Raw genomic sequence first — 15,435 nt, forward strand, 5'->3', positions numbered from 1 at the left:
CGCCTCAATTGTAGTGCACGCGCCGCTCGATGAAGCGGAACTGGAAGATGGTGAGCACGAAGACGATGAGCATCAGGATGACCGACTGCGCCGAGGAGCCGCCAAGGTCGTTGCCGCGGAAACCGTCCATGTAGACCTTGTAGACAAGGGTGATCGGATTGTTCGCCGCCTTGTCTTTCACCATGACGTCGATGACGCCGAAGGTGTCGAACAGTGCGTAGGTGACATTGATGATCAGAAGGAAGAAGGCGGTCGGCGCGAGCAGCGGCAGGATCACGGTCCAGAAGCGGCGGAAGCCCGAGCGGCAATCCATGGCCGCCGCCTCGCGCACCGCGACCGGAATACCCTGCAGGCCGGAGAGGAAAAAGATGAAGTTGTAAGGGATCTGCTTCCAGACCGAGACGACGATCATCGAAAAAGCCGTATCGAAATAGTTGAGACCGACCTTGATATCCCAGCCGAACCAGCGGGCAAGCTCGACGATCGGGCCGATATGCTGGTCGAAGAACATCATGCCGATGAGGCCGGCAACCGGGGGCGCGATCGCATAGACCCAGATGAGCAGCGTCTTGTAGGTGGCGTTGCCGCGGATGACCCCATCCGCCTTGACGGCGAGCAACAGGCCGATCGACAGCGCGAAGAAGGTGACGAGCGTGGTGAAGATCGCCGTGAAGCGCGAGATGCCCAGATATTCGCCCGACTTCAGCACGTCGGTGTAGTTCGCCATGCCGACGAAGGTCGAGCCGAAGCCGAACGGGTCTTCCAGATAAAAGGACGACTGGATCGCCTGGATCGACGGCCAGTAGAAGAACACGAAGATGATCGCCAGCTGCGGCGCGAGAAAGAGGTAGGGCAGGTAAGGCGAGGAGAACTGCACGCGCTTGGCAGTCGCGTCGCCGTCCTTCGGTTTGCCGCCGAACAGCCGGAGGGCGCCGAAGCGACGCCCGTCCGTTCCCGTCCCTCCCCGCGGTGCGGGGAGGCTTTCCGTTCCAGAGGTCATCGAGATCAGCCAGCCGTCTTGGCGAAGCGGGCGAGCAGCTCGTTGCCGTCCTTCTCGATCGTGTCGAAGGCGTCCTTGACCGTGGTTTCACCGGAGAAGATGCGGCCGTATTCGCGTTCCATGATCTCGCGGATCTGCGGGTAGAAGCCGAGGCGGTAGCCCTTCGACCAGTCGCCGGCCGGCAGCATCAGCTGCTTGATGCCGACTTCCGCGACCGGCTTTTCCTTGTAGTAGCCGTCCTTCTGGGCAAGCTCGTAGGCTGCCTTGGTGATGGCCACGTAGCCGGTTGCCTTGTGGTAGAAGTATTGGATTTCAGGCGAGGTCAGGAACTGGAAGAAGTCGGCGACGCACTTATTTTCCTCGTCCGACTTGCCCGACATGGCAAACAGTGCCGCGCCGCCGATGAAGGAGTTAGTGCCGGCACCCTCGATTGCGTTCCAGTAGGGCAGGAACGTCGCCGAGAACGGCATCTGCGCCGTCTTCTGCAGGCCGCCGAACGAACCGGACGAACCGATCCAGAATGCAGCCTTGCCTTCTTCGAAGACCTTCTGGTTGTCGTTCCAGCCGGCGCCGTAAAAGGCGAAGTAACCTTCGTCCTTCCAGGCCTTGAGCTTGTCGAACATCATGACCAGGTTCGGATCGGTGACCTTGAGCTTGGTGTCGGCGACGCTGTCGTAGCCGTTGTTGTTGGTGGCGAACTGGATGTTGTTGCGCGAGAAGAAGTTCTCGGTGAACTGCCAGGTGAGCTGCGACTGGACGAGCGGGATGTAGCCGGCGGCTTTCAGCTTCGGTGCTGCAGCCTCGAACTCCTCCCAGGTCTTCGGTGCTTCGACGCCGGCCTTTTTCAGGGCTTCGTCGTTCACGTACATGATCGGGGCCGACGAGTTGAACGGCATGCCGACGAACTTGCCTTCGCTATCGGCGTAGAAGTAGCGCACGCCGTCGATGAAGGCATTGCGGTCGAAGTTGTGGCCGGCCTTGATGATCAGATCTTCGGCGGGAACGACGGCGCCCTTGGCGTTGATGATGGTCGCTGCACCGGCGTCGAAGACCTGCAGAATGTTCGGCTGTTCGCCAGAGCGGAATGCGGCGATGCCGGAAGCGAGCGCTTCCTCATAGGTGCCCTTCGAAACCGGGGTCAGCGCGCAGGCGCTCTGGGCTTCGTTGAACTTCTGCGAGATCTCGTTGATGACCTCGCCGTTGCGGCCGGCCATGCCGTGCCACCAGGTAATATTGGTTGCGGCTAGCGACGAGGTTGCCGAAAAAGCAAGGGTGAAAGCTGCGAGTGAAATTTTCTTGAACATGACTGGTCCTCTCCACCGAGTTGCGGATGGCAGTGGACTAGTGGCCTTCAATGACAGGCCGGTAACGCTTTTATGTCGGGACGATTACAAATTCGCGAATCTGTTCCAAGACGGGATGCGGGCGGAACACCGCAATCATTTTCCCTCATCCCGCGCCGGTTCAGAACGCATCGGGCAGGTGTCGCGGCCAGCGCCAGGGTGTCACCGTGATGATATCGTAACGGACGGAAAGCCTGGCGAAATCGGGTTGGCGTGCGAGCCAGAGATCGCTGGCCGCGCGAATGCGGTGCTGCGCCGTTCCGGTGACGGCGAAGACCCCGTCGTCGGCCGAGCGCCGGGCCTTGACCTCGACGCAGGCGATGAGATCACCCCGCCGCGCAATGATGTCGATTTCGCCCAGTTTGGTGCGATGACGCATGGCGACGATGCGGTACCCTTTGACGATCAGGCAGAGGGCCGCGCGATACTCGGCGAACCGACCGCGCCTCTGAGCCCCAAGCCTGCGTCGATCGGCCCTTCAGTCGCCATGGCGGCCCTTGAGTTCCAGCAGCCGGTCGTAAAGCTCCTTGCGCGGAAGGCCCGTCTGCTTTGCTGCCTCGGTCGCCGCCTTGCCGGTCGACATATCGGCGATGAGCCGCGTCAACAGCGCATCAACGTCGGCGGCCTCCGGTTCCGGCGGCGCGTCCGGCGGGCCGATCACGAACACGATCTCGCCCTTGACCGCGCCGGCATCGTCGTAAAACGCCTTGAGTTCGCCGAGCGTGCCACGGCGGAATTCCTCGAAGGTCTTGGTCAGTTCGCGGCACACGGCCGCCTTTCTGTTTTCGCCGAGCACGGCGGCGGCAGCCGCCACCGTGGCGGCAATCCGGTGCGGCGATTCGAAGAACATGAGCGTCGACGGCACCGTCGCCAACTCCTGCAGCCGATCGCGCTTGGCCTTGTCCTTGGTCGGCAGGAAACCGGCGAAGAGAAAGGCGTCGTTGGGCAGGCCCGAACCGACAAGGGCGGCAAGCGGGGCTGAGGCGCCTGGGATCGGCACGACGCGATAGCCTGCATCGATCGCCAGCTGCGCCAGGCGATAGCCGGGATCGGAGACAAGCGGCGTGCCGGCATCGGAGACTAGCGCCACCGATCTGCCCTCGCCAAGAGCCGCCAGCAGCCGCGGGCCGACCTCGTCGGCATTATGCTCGTGGTAGGCGTAGGGCCGGTTGACGATGCCGTAACGGTCGAGCAGCACGCGGGTGACGCGGGTGTCCTCGCAGGCGAGCACGTCGGCGCCGGCAAGCGTTTCAAGCGCCCGCAGGGTGATGTCGCCAAGATTGCCGATCGGCGTCGCCACCAGATAGAGCGCGACATCGAGCGGACGCGCGGGAATGCTGGCATTGTGCAGCCGATAGCTGCGCTGCTTCTGCCCATCCGAGGCGTCCGACGTCTTATGTTTTTCCAACTGCAGCTTCCTGATGGCGATGCCGGCTGACCGGTTTTAGTCTTTATGAGTGAGCCGACATGGCAGAGCAAGGGCGCCAAGCGGCCGGCTGGTGCGTCATCTGGGGACAGCGCCAGTCAAACCCCTTGCTTTTCAGGCGCTGTTTCTGCCATTTTGCCGGTCCACATCCTTCCGGTCGGTCGGCCGGGACACTCGCAGTTGACGCTGCGGCGGGAGCCTCGCCCGCCCAGCAACGGTTGAAAGCGGTAGCATCCCATGCGCATTACTCTCGAGCGGTCCAATCTCCTGAAGTCGCTGAACCACGTTCACCGCGTGGTCGAACGGCGAAACACGATCCCGATCCTCTCGAACGTTCTTTTGCGCTCCGACGGCGCGAGCCTCGAGATGAAGGCGACCGACCTCGATCTCGAGATCACCGAGGCGACGCCGGCGCAGGTGGAACAGGCCGGCGCCACCACGGTTCCGGCGCACCTGCTTTATGACATCGTGCGCAAGCTGCCCGATGGCTCGGAAGTGCTGCTGGCGACCAACGCCGAAGGCACAGCGATGACGGTCGCCTCCGGCCGCTCGAAATTCTCACTGCAGTGCCTGCCGCAATCCGATTTCCCCGACCTGACGGCCGGCAGCTTCTCCCACACCTTCCGCCTCAAGGCGACCGACCTGAAGATGCTGATCGACCGGACGCAGTTCGCGATCTCGACCGAGGAGACCCGCTACTATCTCAACGGCATCTTCGTGCACACGGTCGAGAGCAAGGGCGACCTGAAGCTGCGCGCCGTGGCAACCGACGGCCACCGCCTTGCGCGCGCCGACGTCGAAGCGCCGTCCGGCTCCGAGGGCATGCCGGGCATCATCATTCCGCGCAAGACCGTCAGCGAACTGCAGAAGCTACTCGACAACCCCGATATCATCGTGACGCTCGAAGTATCGGACGCCAAAATTCGCCTGACGATCGGCTCGATCGTGATGACCTCAAAGCTGATCGACGGCACCTTCCCGGATTACCAGCGCGTTATACCGGCCAACAACGACAAGGAACTGCGCGTCGATTGCCAGTCCTTCGCCCAGGCCGTCGACCGCGTTTCGACGATTTCCTCCGAACGCGGACGCGCCGTGAAGCTGGCGCTGGCCGACGGCCAGATGACGCTGACGGTCAACAACCCGGATTCGGGCAGCGCGACGGAAGAGCTGCCGGTCGGCTACGAGCACGACCCGCTCGAAATCGGTTTCAATGCAAAATACCTGCTCGACATCACCTCGCAGCTGACGGGAACCGACGCCATCTTCATGCTGGCCGACCCGGGCTCGCCGACGCTGGTGCGCGATCTGGCGGCCGAGGACGCGCTTTACGTGCTGATGCCGATGCGGGTTTAGCCGCCCGTGCCGCGGTGAAAAATTAAGACCCGTCACGCCGCGCGTGGCGGGTTTTTTGTTGGCGCTGATATTCGCGTGCTGTTGATAAGACGACGCTTTCAGGCGTAGACAGACTTGTTTTTGCCGCAGATGGGATCACATTATGTCTGCAATGTCCGTTCCCCGCTCGAATCAGCGGAACCGGACGATCCGTATGAGAGGGCGACGGTTTTGAGGGGTTCAATGAATTTGCGCGTGAAGGTGAAGGAACGGCTTGGCCGGAAATTCGACGAGGAGATCCGTTTCTTCAAGGGGTGGATGAGCAATGCGAAGGCGGTCGGGGCAATCCTTCCGACGTCTTCCGTCACCGCCCGCCGCATGGCGAGCGTCATCAATCCCCATTCCGGATTGCCGGTTCTTGAACTCGGCCCCGGAACCGGCGTCATCACCAAGGCGATCCTGGAGCGCGGTCTAGCAGCGGAAGATCTGGTGTCCGTCGAGTACTCCACCGACTTCTACCAGCAGCTCAAGGCAAACTTTGCCGGCGTCAACTTCATCAACGGCGACGCGTTCGATCTCAAGCAGACGCTTGGCGCGATGACGGACCGGACCTTCGACAGCGTCGTGTCTGCCGTGCCGCTGCTCAATTTCCCGATGCATCGTCGCGTCGAGCTGATCGTGGATCTTTTGTCGCGCATCCCGGTCGGCCGTCCCGTCGTGCAGATCTCCTATGGTCCGCTGTCGCCTGTGGTTGCCATGCCCGACCGCTACAGCATCCAGCATCTCGATTTCGTCGTGCGCAACATTCCCCCGGCGCAGCTCTGGGTCTACCGCAAAGCGCACTGACAGGGCACACCATTGTTCGGTCTGTATATCACGCACCCGCAAGTGCAGATCGATCCGGCAGTTCCCGTGCCGAAATGGGGACTGTCGGAGATCGGATATGCGCGAGCGGAAGCGACGGCGCGGCAGCCGTGGGTTCGAACGCTCGGGCGGATCGTTTCGAGCGACGAGACCAAGGCGATCGAGACCGCGAACCTTCTGGCCGGAGCGGCCGGCGTCGCGATCGAGACCGACGACACGATGGGCGAGAACGACCGCTCGGCCACCGGCTTCCTGCCGCCCCCGGAATTCGAGAGGGCGGCGGACTGGTTCTTCGCCAATCCGAACGAAAGCTTCAACGGCTGGGAGCGCGCCGTCGACGCGCAGGCCCGCATCTCGGCTGCCGTCTTTCGTATCCTTGACGAACACGACGCCAAAATCCCGATCGCTTTCGTCGGCCATGGCGGCGTCGGTACCCTCTTGAAGTGCAAGCTGGGCGGCACCGCCATCAGCCGAAGCGCCGACCAGAAGGGCGGCGGCGGCGGCAATCTCTTCGCGTTCCGTCTTGCGGATCGCGCCCTCACATGCGACTGGACCCCGATGGAATTCTGGCAGGGGGTGACCGCGACATGACCGAGACCGCACGCGACCGACTGATCGTCGGCCTGGATCTTCCGACAATCGCAGAGGCTGAAAAGATCGTTACCACGCTTGGTGACGACGTGACCTTCTACAAGATCGGCTACCAACTGGTGTTTGCCGGAGGGCTCGAGTTCGCCCGCGATCTGGCCGCAAGCCGCAAGAAGGTCTTCCTCGACATGAAGCTGCTCGACATCGACAACACGGTGGCCAAGGGCGTCGAGAACATCGTCAAGATGGGCATGTCGATGCTGACGCTGCACGCCTACCCCAAGGCGATGAAGGCGGCGGTCGAGGCAGCCAGGGGATCGGATCTCTGCCTGCTCGGCGTTACCGTGCTCACCTCGATGGACGAGCAGGACGTGATCGATGCGGGCTACGAATACGACCCGCACACGCTGGTGCTGCGCCGGGCCGAACAGGCCCGTGCCGCCGGCATGGGCGGCATCGTCTGCTCGGCCGAGGAATCCTCCGCGGTGCGCAAGATCATCGGCCCCGACATGGCTCTGGTGACCCCAGGCATCCGCCCGGCCGGAGCCGAGAAGGGCGACCAGAAGCGCGTCATGACACCCGCCGACGCGCTGAAGGCCGGATCGAGCCACCTCGTCGTCGCGCGCCCAATCGTCGCAGCCGCAGATCCGCTTGTCGCCGCGCGCGGCATCCTCGACGAGATGAACGGCGCGCTTTCGCGCTGATCGTGACACCCGCGTGCAACAGGTCGGCGATCCCTCTCGTACATCGCCGCCCTCTGCAACCGTTCCGCTTGACCTTGCCCGGAATTTGCCGGAAGTAACACTCCCGTCTGCTTTCGATGCCTGAAGACGAGGAGTTCAGCATGGCAAAAGGATATTGGATCGCACGGGTCGATGTGCGAGACCCCGAACGCTACAAGGACTATGTGGCGGCCGCAAAGCCGGCCTTCGAGAAATACGGCGCCAATTTCCTGGCGCGCGGCGGTGAATTCGAGCGGCTGGAAGGTGGGGTTCGCGCCCGCAACGTCGTCATCGAATTTCCATCGCTTCAGGCCGCTGTCGACTGCTATAATTCCCCCGAGTACCAGATTGCCGCGGCGATCCGCCAACAGGTGGCAGACGCCGAGATGGTGGTCGTCGAGGGCATCTGACCGACGAGTGTTGCCAACCACGGCAACGCCGCCCGCCGCGAGGATTGGCCTTCACCTCTCGCGGCTGTTGGGCTATGTAGCAAACAATTCTTCCAAATGAGATCAGGAGTGCACTTCCCATGACCTTGTCCAACCTTCCGCCGCTGGTGACGATTTTCGGCGGATCCGGGTTCGTCGGCCGTCATGTCGTACGTGCACTCGCCAAGCGCGGCTACCGCATCCGCGTTGCCGTTCGCCGGCCGGATCTTGCAGGCCACCTGCAGCCGCTCGGCAATGTCGGCCAGATCTCGTTCGTCCAGGCCAACCTGCGCTATCGCAAGTCGGTCGACCGCGCCGTCGAAGGCTCCGACCATGTCATCAACTGCGTCGGCGTCCTGTTCGAGAGCGGCCGCAACACCTTCGACGCCGTGCAGGATTTCGGCGCCCGAGCGGTTGCGGAAGCCGCGCGCAATGTCGGCGCCAAGCTAACGCATATCTCGGCGATCGGCGCGGACGCCAAGTCGGAATCGAGCTACGCCCGCACCAAGGGGCGTGCCGAAGCCGCGATCCTGGAAACGCTGCCGGACGCGATCATCCTGCGCCCGTCGATCGTCTTCGGACCGGAGGACGGCTTCTTCAACAAGTTCGCCCAAATGGCCCGGTTCGCACCGGCGCTGCCACTGATCGGCGGCGGGAACACCAAGTTCCAGCCGGTCTATGTCACCGATGTCGCCGAGGTCGTTGCCCGCTCGGTCGACGGCAAGCTGTCGGCTGGCACGATTTACGAACTCGGCGGACCTGACGTCCTCACCTTCCGCGAATGTCTCGAGATCATGCTCCAGACCATCGATCGCAAGCGCTCGCTGGTATCGGTGCCCTTCGGCATCGCCTCGCTGATGGGCCGCGTCGCGTCGATGATCCCCTTCATCACGCCGCCGATAACGCCCGACCAGGTGGTGTTGCTGAAATCCGACAATATCGTCTCGGCCAAGGCCGAATCCGAAGGCCGGACGCTTGGCGGCATCGGCATCACGCCGACGATGCTGGAATCGATCCTGTCGACCTATCTCGTGCGCTATCGCCCGCAGGGCCAGTATACACGCAGCGGCCGCGCCGCCTGAGGCAGCAGCCCAGAAAGCCTCTTTCGATCGCCGCCGGCCCTGCCGGCGGCTTTTTTATTGTGTCATCAAGGCAACAGCGTTGCAGTTCTGCCGCAGTGACAAAAGCGAATGGCATTTACCGCAGATTCAACATGTCCTGATATTGATCAAGACATATCCAACGCATAAAAACCGCCCCGCGCCCCGATCACAGGTAAGTCTCGGCGGCGGCAGCATCACTCTCGAAAGGCATGGCGTCCATGGGCAAGTCGATCGCAATCTTTTTTGCGTCTGCGGCACTGATCATTCTGGCTGGCTCCTTCGTCGCGCCGAACACGGTCGCGAGCAGCCGCAAGGGCTGCACGCCGGCCTATGGCGTCGACCCGTGCACGACGGCGTCGATCGACCTTTCCGGCAAGTAAGCCGGCGCCCATCGGGCGATTAGCTACAAGTTTTTGGCGGGGGCCAGGGACCGCGTGCGTTTCATCTGAAACGCACGCGGTTTTATTTTTACAGCGCCGCGCGTCAAATATGACGCGCAAAGGACGCTGTATCTCTTTATATTTGCTGCATAATTTCGCCCTTAAATCGGATCCGATTTAGAGAATTATGCAGTAGCTGTTCTCAGCCGAGCATCCAGAGGCCGATAAGGCCGGCGGTGCCGACGACGATGCGCCAGATCGCAAATGGCGTGAAGCCGCGGCGCGAGACGAAGTCCAAGAGCGAGCGGACGACGAAGATGCCGGCGACGAACGCCGCGATGAAGCCGACGGCAATCAGTGTGAAATCGTCGAACGACAGCGCATCACGGTTCTTGTAGAGGTCGAGCGTGAAGGCGCCGAGCATCGTCGGCATGGCCAGGAAGAACGAGAACTCCGCCGCCGACCGCTTGTCCGTTCCCATCAGCAGAGCGCCGGCAATCGTCGCACCGGAGCGCGAGGTGCCGGGAATCATCGCCAGGCACTGGAACAGGCCGATCTTCAGCGCCAGCGACGGCGGATAGTCCATGACGTCGGTGTAGCGCGGCGTCAGCGGCATCCGATCGATCGCAAGCAGGATGAAGCCGCCAATGATCAGCACGACACAGATCAGGATCGGCGTTTCGAACAGCACGGTCTTGATGAAGTCATGGGCGATTGCGCCGATGATGGCGGCCGGCAGGAAGGCGAGCAGCACCGACACGACGAAGCGGCGGGCCTTGACGCTCGTCGGCAGCGCCAGTGCGATCGACAGAAGTCTTTGGAAATAGACGAGCAGGATCGCCAGGATGGCGCCGAGCTGTATCAGAACGGCAAAGGTGTTGCCCGGCGATCTGAAGCCGAGGAAGTGCCCGGCGAGGAGCACATGCGCCGTCGAAGACACGGGGATGAACTCCGTCAATCCCTCGATGAGACCGAGGACGAGCGCGCTGATGATCGATTGATCCGCCATATATAAGATTTTCCTGACAAGTTTTGGAGTGGGAGGAAAAGGCTGATTCGCTTGTGTTTGCCACCACAAGTTCCTATAGCTTTTTCTGATGAGCCGTGGCCAGACGCATGCGCCGCCACGCTGACGTTCCCTGAAAAAAGACCATAAGAAGCCAGATCATCGATGCCGACACTGTACCATCACCCCATGTCCTCCGCTTCGCGGTTCGTGCGCCTGATCCTTTCGGAATACGGCTACCAGACGGAATTGACCGAGGAACAGCCCTGGGAAAACCGGCGAGACTTTCTGACGCTGAATCCGGCGGGCACGTTACCGGTCTATGTTGACGACAGTATGAGGGCGCTTTGTGGCGCCACGATCATCTCGGAATATCTCGACGAGACGAACGGCATCATGAAGCGGGATCGGCGGCTTCTGGCGGAAGATCCGTTCCAGCGCGCCGAAATCCGCCGGCTGGCCGAATGGTTCCTTCACAAGATGGAAGCCGACGTGACGCGCCCCTTGGTGCGCGAGCGCATCTTCAAACTGCAGATGACGCCGGACCAGGGCGGCGGCGCACCTGACAGCAAGGTGCTGCGCACCTCGCGCGCCAATATCCGCCAGCACATGAAGTACCTGTCGTGGCTTGCCGGGTCGCGGCCCTGGCTTGCAGGCGACCGGATCTCCTATGCCGACCTTGCGGCGGCCGCGACGGTTTCGGTGCTCGACTATCTCGGCGAGATCGACTGGTCGGACGCGCCGACCGCCAAGGAATGGTATCAGCGGCTGAAGTCCCGCCCCTCCTTCCGCCCGCTGCTCTCCGAGCGCGTGCGCGGTATCACACCGGTTCCGCATTATGCGGATCTCGATTTCTGAGGATAGTGCCGTGCCCGGCAGTGCTGCCAAGGCTGAAAACCAGGAGCGACGGCGGCAGAAGCTGACGGAATTCCTGAAGGCCGAGGCGGCCGACAAGGGCTTCGACGTCTGTCGCATCACCCGGCCCGATGCCATACCGGAGGCGCCGGCGCGGCTCGTGGAATTCCTCGACGAGGGCTTCCACGGCACGATGGAATGGCTGGCCGAAACGGCGGAGCGCCGCTCCGATCCGCGAACCCTCTGGAGCAACGTGCGCTCGGTCGTCATGTTCGGAATGAACTACGGCCCGGAGGAAGACCCGCGCGGCATCCTCGACCAGCCGGATCGCGGTGCGATCTCCGTCTATGCCCAGAACCGCGACTATCACGATATCATCAAGGGCCGCCTGAAAGAGGTCGCGACCCGCTTTGCGGCACGTGCCGGCGAAGACGTGAAGGTGTTCGTCGACACGGCACCGGTGATGGAAAAGCCGCTCGCCGAAAAGGCAGGCATCGGCTGGCAAGGCAAACACACCAATCTCGTCAGCCGCGAGTTCGGCTCCTGGCTGTTTCTCGGCAGCCTGTTCACCACGGCGGAACTTGCCTTCGACGCCGCCGAGCGCGACCATTGCGGCTCCTGTCGTGCCTGTGTCAACGCCTGTCCCACCGCTGCCTTCCCCGCCCCCTACCGCATCGACGCGCGGCGCTGCATTTCCTACCTGACAATCGAGCACAAGGGGCCGATCGACCCGACGCTGCGTCCGCTGATCGGCAATCGCATCTATGGCTGCGACGACTGTCTTGCCGCCTGCCCCTGGAACAAGTTCGCGCAGCAGGCGTCGGAGATGAAACTGAAGGCGCGCGATGACCTGAAGGCGCCGTCGCTCGCCTTTCTCCTGACCCTCGACGACCCGACATTTAGGACCTTCTTCTCGGGCTCGCCGGTCAAACGCATCGGGCGTGACCGCTTCGTCAGAAATGTCTTGATCGCAGCGGGCAATTCCGGCGATGACAGCCTGGTCGCAGCCTGCAAGACGTTGACCAGCGATACCTCCCCGATGGTGAGGGCGATGGCGGTGTGGGCTTTGTCACTATTGATCTCGCCCGATGCGCTTGCGGCCCATGAGAGGCAATGCGGTGCGGAGAGCGACGAAGAAGTGTTGTCCGAATGGCAAATGGCGGGAGTAAGCCGATGCATGTCCTGATTCTTGGCGCCGGTTATTCCGGCATGGCGATCGCGCGCGCACTGGCCGACAAGGCCGATAGCGTCACTGGTACGACCCGCAGTGCGGAAAAGGCTGCCAAACTCGCAAAAGCGGGCATCCGCCCGATCGTCTTCGACGGCGATACGGTTTCCGACGAACTGGCAGACGCCTTGCGGCAGGCGACCCATCTGATCCAGTCGATCGCTCCCGGCCGCGACGGCGACCCGATGTTCCGCCCCGGCAGCACCGACCTCGCCACGCTTGCCCCTGCCCTTCGCTGGATCGGCTATCTCTCCACCGTCGGCGTCTATGGCGACCATGGCGGTCAGTGGGTGACGGAAGACATGTTGTCCAAACCGGTCTCGGCGCGCTCGGTGGAGCGAGTCGAGGCGGAAGACGCCTGGCTTGCCTTCGGCGCCAAACACGCTGTTCCCGTCGCTGTGCTACGGCTTTCCGGCATTTACGGCCCCGGACGCAACGCCTTCTGCAATCTCGCCAACGGCACGGCCCGCCGGCTGATCAAGCCCGGCCAGGTGTTCAATCGCATTCGTGTGGAAGATATCGGCGCTGCCACATCCTACCTCTCCGAAAGACTTCAGGGTGGGATCTTCAACATCACCGACAACGAGCCGGCACCACCGCAGGATATCGTTGCCGAGGCCGCGCGGCTGATGGGCGTCGAGCCGCCGCCCGAGATGCCGTTCGAAACCGCCGAGCTTTCGCCGATGGCCCGATCCTTCTATGGCGAAAACAAGCGCGTTTCGAATGCACGCCTGCGGGAAACCGGCTTCGAACTCGCCTATCCCGATTATCGCGTCTCGCTTGCGCAAATGTGGCAGACGGACAGCTGGCGCGGCCAATGAACAATTGCTGCGCGAACCAGTCAAAATATTCCGTTCGCAATGGAACATTGTCGATAGCATGATCGTTAGTAATGGTGATCTCACGGAGGCGCTTAATTGTGACCTTCGTGAGATATTCATTCTATACTCGGCGAATTGAATGCAACCACAGCGGTAGTGACGCATTTTTGACCATCCGGATTCCGGACGATTCGTTCAATTCGAAATTTTTAATGATTTTTTTCGTTAAGCCGATATCTCGGCTCGCGTGCGCGCCGCATTTAGCGTTCAACCGCTGATTCCAAAGAACTTCCGGGTTCTATTTAAACTATTTCAAACAATCTTCGTTTTTTAATTTTCGTCCTTTTTTAATAGATCCTAATAAAACGTAAATGGTTGAAGCACGTTTTCGCCATTTTTCGCCCCAATTAGCGATCTTCGACAGAATTAACCAAGAGCTCCAGCCCAAGAGCTCTAACCGAGGGTCGCCAGTTTGACGCCAGCGAAAATCAAGACTGTTGCTGCGGCAGCGCTGTTCACCGCCGGGATCGGCCTCGGTTCCGTTTCCGACAGCCAGGCAGCAGGCGCCGGCTGCGGCGGTGCTTCCTGGTATGCGCTGACCTCCAAGACGGCTTCCGGCGAACGTATGAACGCCGCCCGCCTCACCGCCGCCCATCGCAGTCTGAAATTCGGCACCAAGGTGCAGGTCACCAACAAGCGCAACGGCAAGAGTGTAATCGTTCGCATCAACGATCGTGGCCCGTTCATCCGTGGCCGTGTGATCGATCTTTCCAAAGCAGCCGCCTCGCAGATCGGCATGATCAGCTCCGGCCACGCCAGCATCTGTTATCGCGTCGTCAATTCCTGATCGTAAAATACTTCCGTCCGGCATCCGATCCGGGCGGTTCTGCTTTGAGAAGTACTGTTCCTCGCCACTTCCCCGCGTTTAATCCCGGCCAGCGTCTTGCTCTTCGATGCCATCGCCGCTACCACGGCGAAAAAGGAGTTGATCGAAGATGCGATTGGGCGGCAGGCTCGCTGGAGCCATTGAGGTTCTTGAGGACATCGAAAAGCGGAAGCGCCCGGTCGCCGACGCACTCAAGGACTGGGGCCTTTCCCATCGCTTCGCCGGCTCCGGCGATCGATCGGCGATCGGCAACATCGTCTATGACGCGCTTCGCATGAAGCTCTCCCACGCCTACCTGATGGACAGCGACAGCGCCGCCGCTCTCGGCCACGCCGTGATGTACCGCCAGTGGGGCTTTTCCCCCGAAGCGCTGGCGGCCGAACTCGATGGCGACAAATTCGCACCCGAGATGCCGTCCGCCGACATGGCGCAGGCCTTCGCGACGCGCCGCCTCGATGATGCCGCGCCCCACATCCAGGGCGACATTCCCGAATGGGTGCAGGCATCCTTCGAGGAAAACTTCTCCGAGGATTGGCTCGACGAAGCCAAGGCGCTCGCCGGGCGTCCGACGCTCGATCTGCGCGCCAACACGCTCAAGTCGACCCGGGACAAGGTGCTGAAGGCGCTGGAGCGCAGCGGCGCTGAAGCCGCAACGATCGCCCGCAACGGTATTCGTATTCCCGCCGGCGAAGGCGCCTCGCGCCTGCCGAACGTCACCGCCGAGCTTTCCTTCCAGAAAGGCTGGTTCGAAGTCCAGGACGAGGGATCGCAGATCGTCGCCGATCTCGCCTTCCCGCAGGAAGGCGAACAGGTGCTCGACTATTGCGCCGGCGGCGGCGGCAAGACGCTCGCCATGTCGGCTGCGATGAACAACAAGGGCCAGGTGCACGCCTACGACACCGACCGCAAGCGCCTGGCGCCGATCATCGAACGGCTGAAGCGCGCTGGAACGCGCAATGTCCAGGTACACGATTCCGCCGACAGCCTGGCGCCGCTTGCCGGCCGTTTCGATCGGGTTCTCGTCGATGCGCCTTGCACCGGCACCGGAACGTGGCGTCGCCGCCCCGACACCAAGTGGCGGCTCAACCAGAAGAACCTCGAAGAGCGGATCTCCCAGCAGGAAGAAGCGCTGGCAAGTGCTGCGCAGTTCGTGCGGCCGGGCGGACACCTGATCTACGTCACCTGCTCGGTGCTTCCCGAGGAGAACGAGGCGCAAGTCTACGGCTTCTGCGAAGACAATCCGGAATTCGAGATCCTGTCGGCCGCCGACATCTGGGCCGGGCTATTCGGTACCGACAAGCCGCAGCCATGGTCCGCCGACATGAAGACGGTGACGCTGACGCCGGCTTCCACCGGCACCGACGGCTTCTTCTTCTGCCTGATGCAGCGCAAGGCCTGAGCGCCTCGCCGGCGGCTTCGACACTGCGCCAAACCGCCGGCATCAGATTGA

At 62.1% G+C, this 15,435-nt stretch carries 16 protein-coding genes and 1 pseudogene; 12 read left to right on the top strand and 5 right to left on the bottom strand.

Annotated elements, in window-relative coordinates; all coding sequences use genetic code 11:
* Positions 1-4: 4 nt before the first annotated feature.
* The 4 genes and pseudogenes from ASD00_RS01590 to rsmI all read right to left on the bottom strand — a co-directional run bounded on the left by ASD00_RS01590 (position 5) and on the right by rsmI (position 3,751).
* A complete protein-coding gene (locus tag ASD00_RS01590; RefSeq protein WP_025425618.1) occupies positions 5-1,000 on the bottom strand; it encodes an ABC transporter permease subunit in 996 nt (331 codons plus the stop codon).
* Between the two features lie 5 nt (positions 1,001-1,005).
* Entirely contained in the window at positions 1,006-2,304 is a 1,299-nt protein-coding gene (locus tag ASD00_RS01595; RefSeq protein ID WP_025425617.1) for an extracellular solute-binding protein, read from the bottom strand.
* Between the two features lie 160 nt (positions 2,305-2,464).
* Positions 2,465-2,809: pseudogene (locus ASD00_RS01600) on the bottom strand (YraN family protein); the annotation flags it as partial.
* A gap of 12 nt (positions 2,810-2,821) precedes the next feature.
* Positions 2,822-3,751: a 16S rRNA (cytidine(1402)-2'-O)-methyltransferase gene (gene rsmI, locus ASD00_RS01605; RefSeq protein ID WP_025425615.1), complete on the bottom strand. Its 930-nt coding sequence runs from the start codon at positions 3,749-3,751 to the stop codon at positions 2,822-2,824.
* A 255-nt stretch (positions 3,752-4,006) separates the two neighbouring features.
* Between rsmI and dnaN the strand changes: the two genes are divergently transcribed.
* From dnaN to ASD00_RS40840, 7 genes are all read left to right on the top strand, one after another.
* Positions 4,007-5,125, top strand: coding sequence for a DNA polymerase III subunit beta (gene dnaN / locus ASD00_RS01610; protein WP_057204315.1), 1,119 nt, complete (start codon positions 4,007-4,009; stop codon positions 5,123-5,125).
* A 222-nt stretch (positions 5,126-5,347) separates the two neighbouring features.
* Entirely contained in the window at positions 5,348-5,950 is a 603-nt protein-coding gene (pmtA, locus tag ASD00_RS01615; protein WP_025425613.1) for a phospholipid N-methyltransferase PmtA, read from the top strand.
* Between the two features lie 12 nt (positions 5,951-5,962).
* On the top strand, positions 5,963-6,559 hold the full coding sequence (locus ASD00_RS01620; protein ID WP_025425612.1) for a histidine phosphatase family protein: 597 nt from the start codon (positions 5,963-5,965) through the stop codon (positions 6,557-6,559).
* Complete coding sequence (pyrF, locus tag ASD00_RS01625; RefSeq protein WP_025425611.1) at positions 6,556-7,260, top strand: orotidine-5'-phosphate decarboxylase; 705 nt, start codon at positions 6,556-6,558, stop codon at positions 7,258-7,260. Before ASD00_RS01620 ends, pyrF begins: the two co-directional genes overlap by 4 nt.
* Positions 7,261-7,400: 140 nt before the next feature.
* Positions 7,401-7,688, top strand: coding sequence for a DUF1330 domain-containing protein (locus ASD00_RS01630; RefSeq protein WP_025425610.1), 288 nt, complete (start codon positions 7,401-7,403; stop codon positions 7,686-7,688).
* 119 nt (positions 7,689-7,807) lie between these two features.
* Complete coding sequence (locus tag ASD00_RS01635) at positions 7,808-8,788, top strand: complex I NDUFA9 subunit family protein (protein WP_025425609.1); 981 nt, start codon at positions 7,808-7,810, stop codon at positions 8,786-8,788.
* Between the two features lie 239 nt (positions 8,789-9,027).
* Positions 9,028-9,189 (top strand): hypothetical protein, encoded by a 162-nt coding sequence (locus ASD00_RS40840; RefSeq protein ID WP_025425608.1) that lies wholly within the window; start codon positions 9,028-9,030, stop codon positions 9,187-9,189.
* Between the two features lie 202 nt (positions 9,190-9,391).
* On the opposite strand, the gene ASD00_RS01640 is transcribed toward ASD00_RS40840, so the two are convergent.
* Positions 9,392-10,198, bottom strand: coding sequence for an undecaprenyl-diphosphate phosphatase (locus tag ASD00_RS01640; RefSeq protein WP_025425607.1), 807 nt, complete (start codon positions 10,196-10,198; stop codon positions 9,392-9,394).
* Positions 10,199-10,360: 162 nt separating this feature from the next.
* Here ASD00_RS01640 and ASD00_RS01645 point away from each other — a divergent pair, with 162 nt between their 5' ends.
* The 5 genes from ASD00_RS01645 (at position 10,361) to ASD00_RS01665 (ending at position 15,384) form a co-directional block, all read left to right on the top strand.
* A complete protein-coding gene (locus ASD00_RS01645; protein WP_025425606.1) occupies positions 10,361-11,053 on the top strand; it encodes a glutathione S-transferase family protein in 693 nt (230 codons plus the stop codon).
* 10 nt (positions 11,054-11,063) lie between these two features.
* Positions 11,064-12,236: a tRNA epoxyqueuosine(34) reductase QueG gene (gene queG, locus ASD00_RS01650; RefSeq protein ID WP_025425605.1), complete on the top strand. Its 1,173-nt coding sequence runs from the start codon at positions 11,064-11,066 to the stop codon at positions 12,234-12,236.
* Positions 12,224-13,099 (top strand): SDR family oxidoreductase, encoded by an 876-nt coding sequence (locus ASD00_RS01655; RefSeq protein ID WP_025425604.1) that lies wholly within the window; start codon positions 12,224-12,226, stop codon positions 13,097-13,099. The genes queG and ASD00_RS01655 overlap by 13 nt, the downstream gene beginning before the upstream one ends.
* 472 nt (positions 13,100-13,571) lie before the next feature.
* Entirely contained in the window at positions 13,572-13,946 is a 375-nt protein-coding gene (locus tag ASD00_RS01660) for a septal ring lytic transglycosylase RlpA family protein (RefSeq protein ID WP_025425603.1), read from the top strand.
* Positions 13,947-14,094: 148 nt separating this feature from the next.
* Positions 14,095-15,384, top strand: a complete 1,290-nt coding sequence (locus tag ASD00_RS01665; protein ID WP_025425602.1) for an RsmB/NOP family class I SAM-dependent RNA methyltransferase — start codon at positions 14,095-14,097, stop codon at positions 15,382-15,384.
* Positions 15,385-15,435: the final 51 nt, after the last annotated feature.

Source organism: Ensifer sp. Root31, assembly GCF_001424825.1.
GTDB lineage: Bacteria > Pseudomonadota > Alphaproteobacteria > Rhizobiales > Rhizobiaceae > Ensifer > Ensifer canadensis.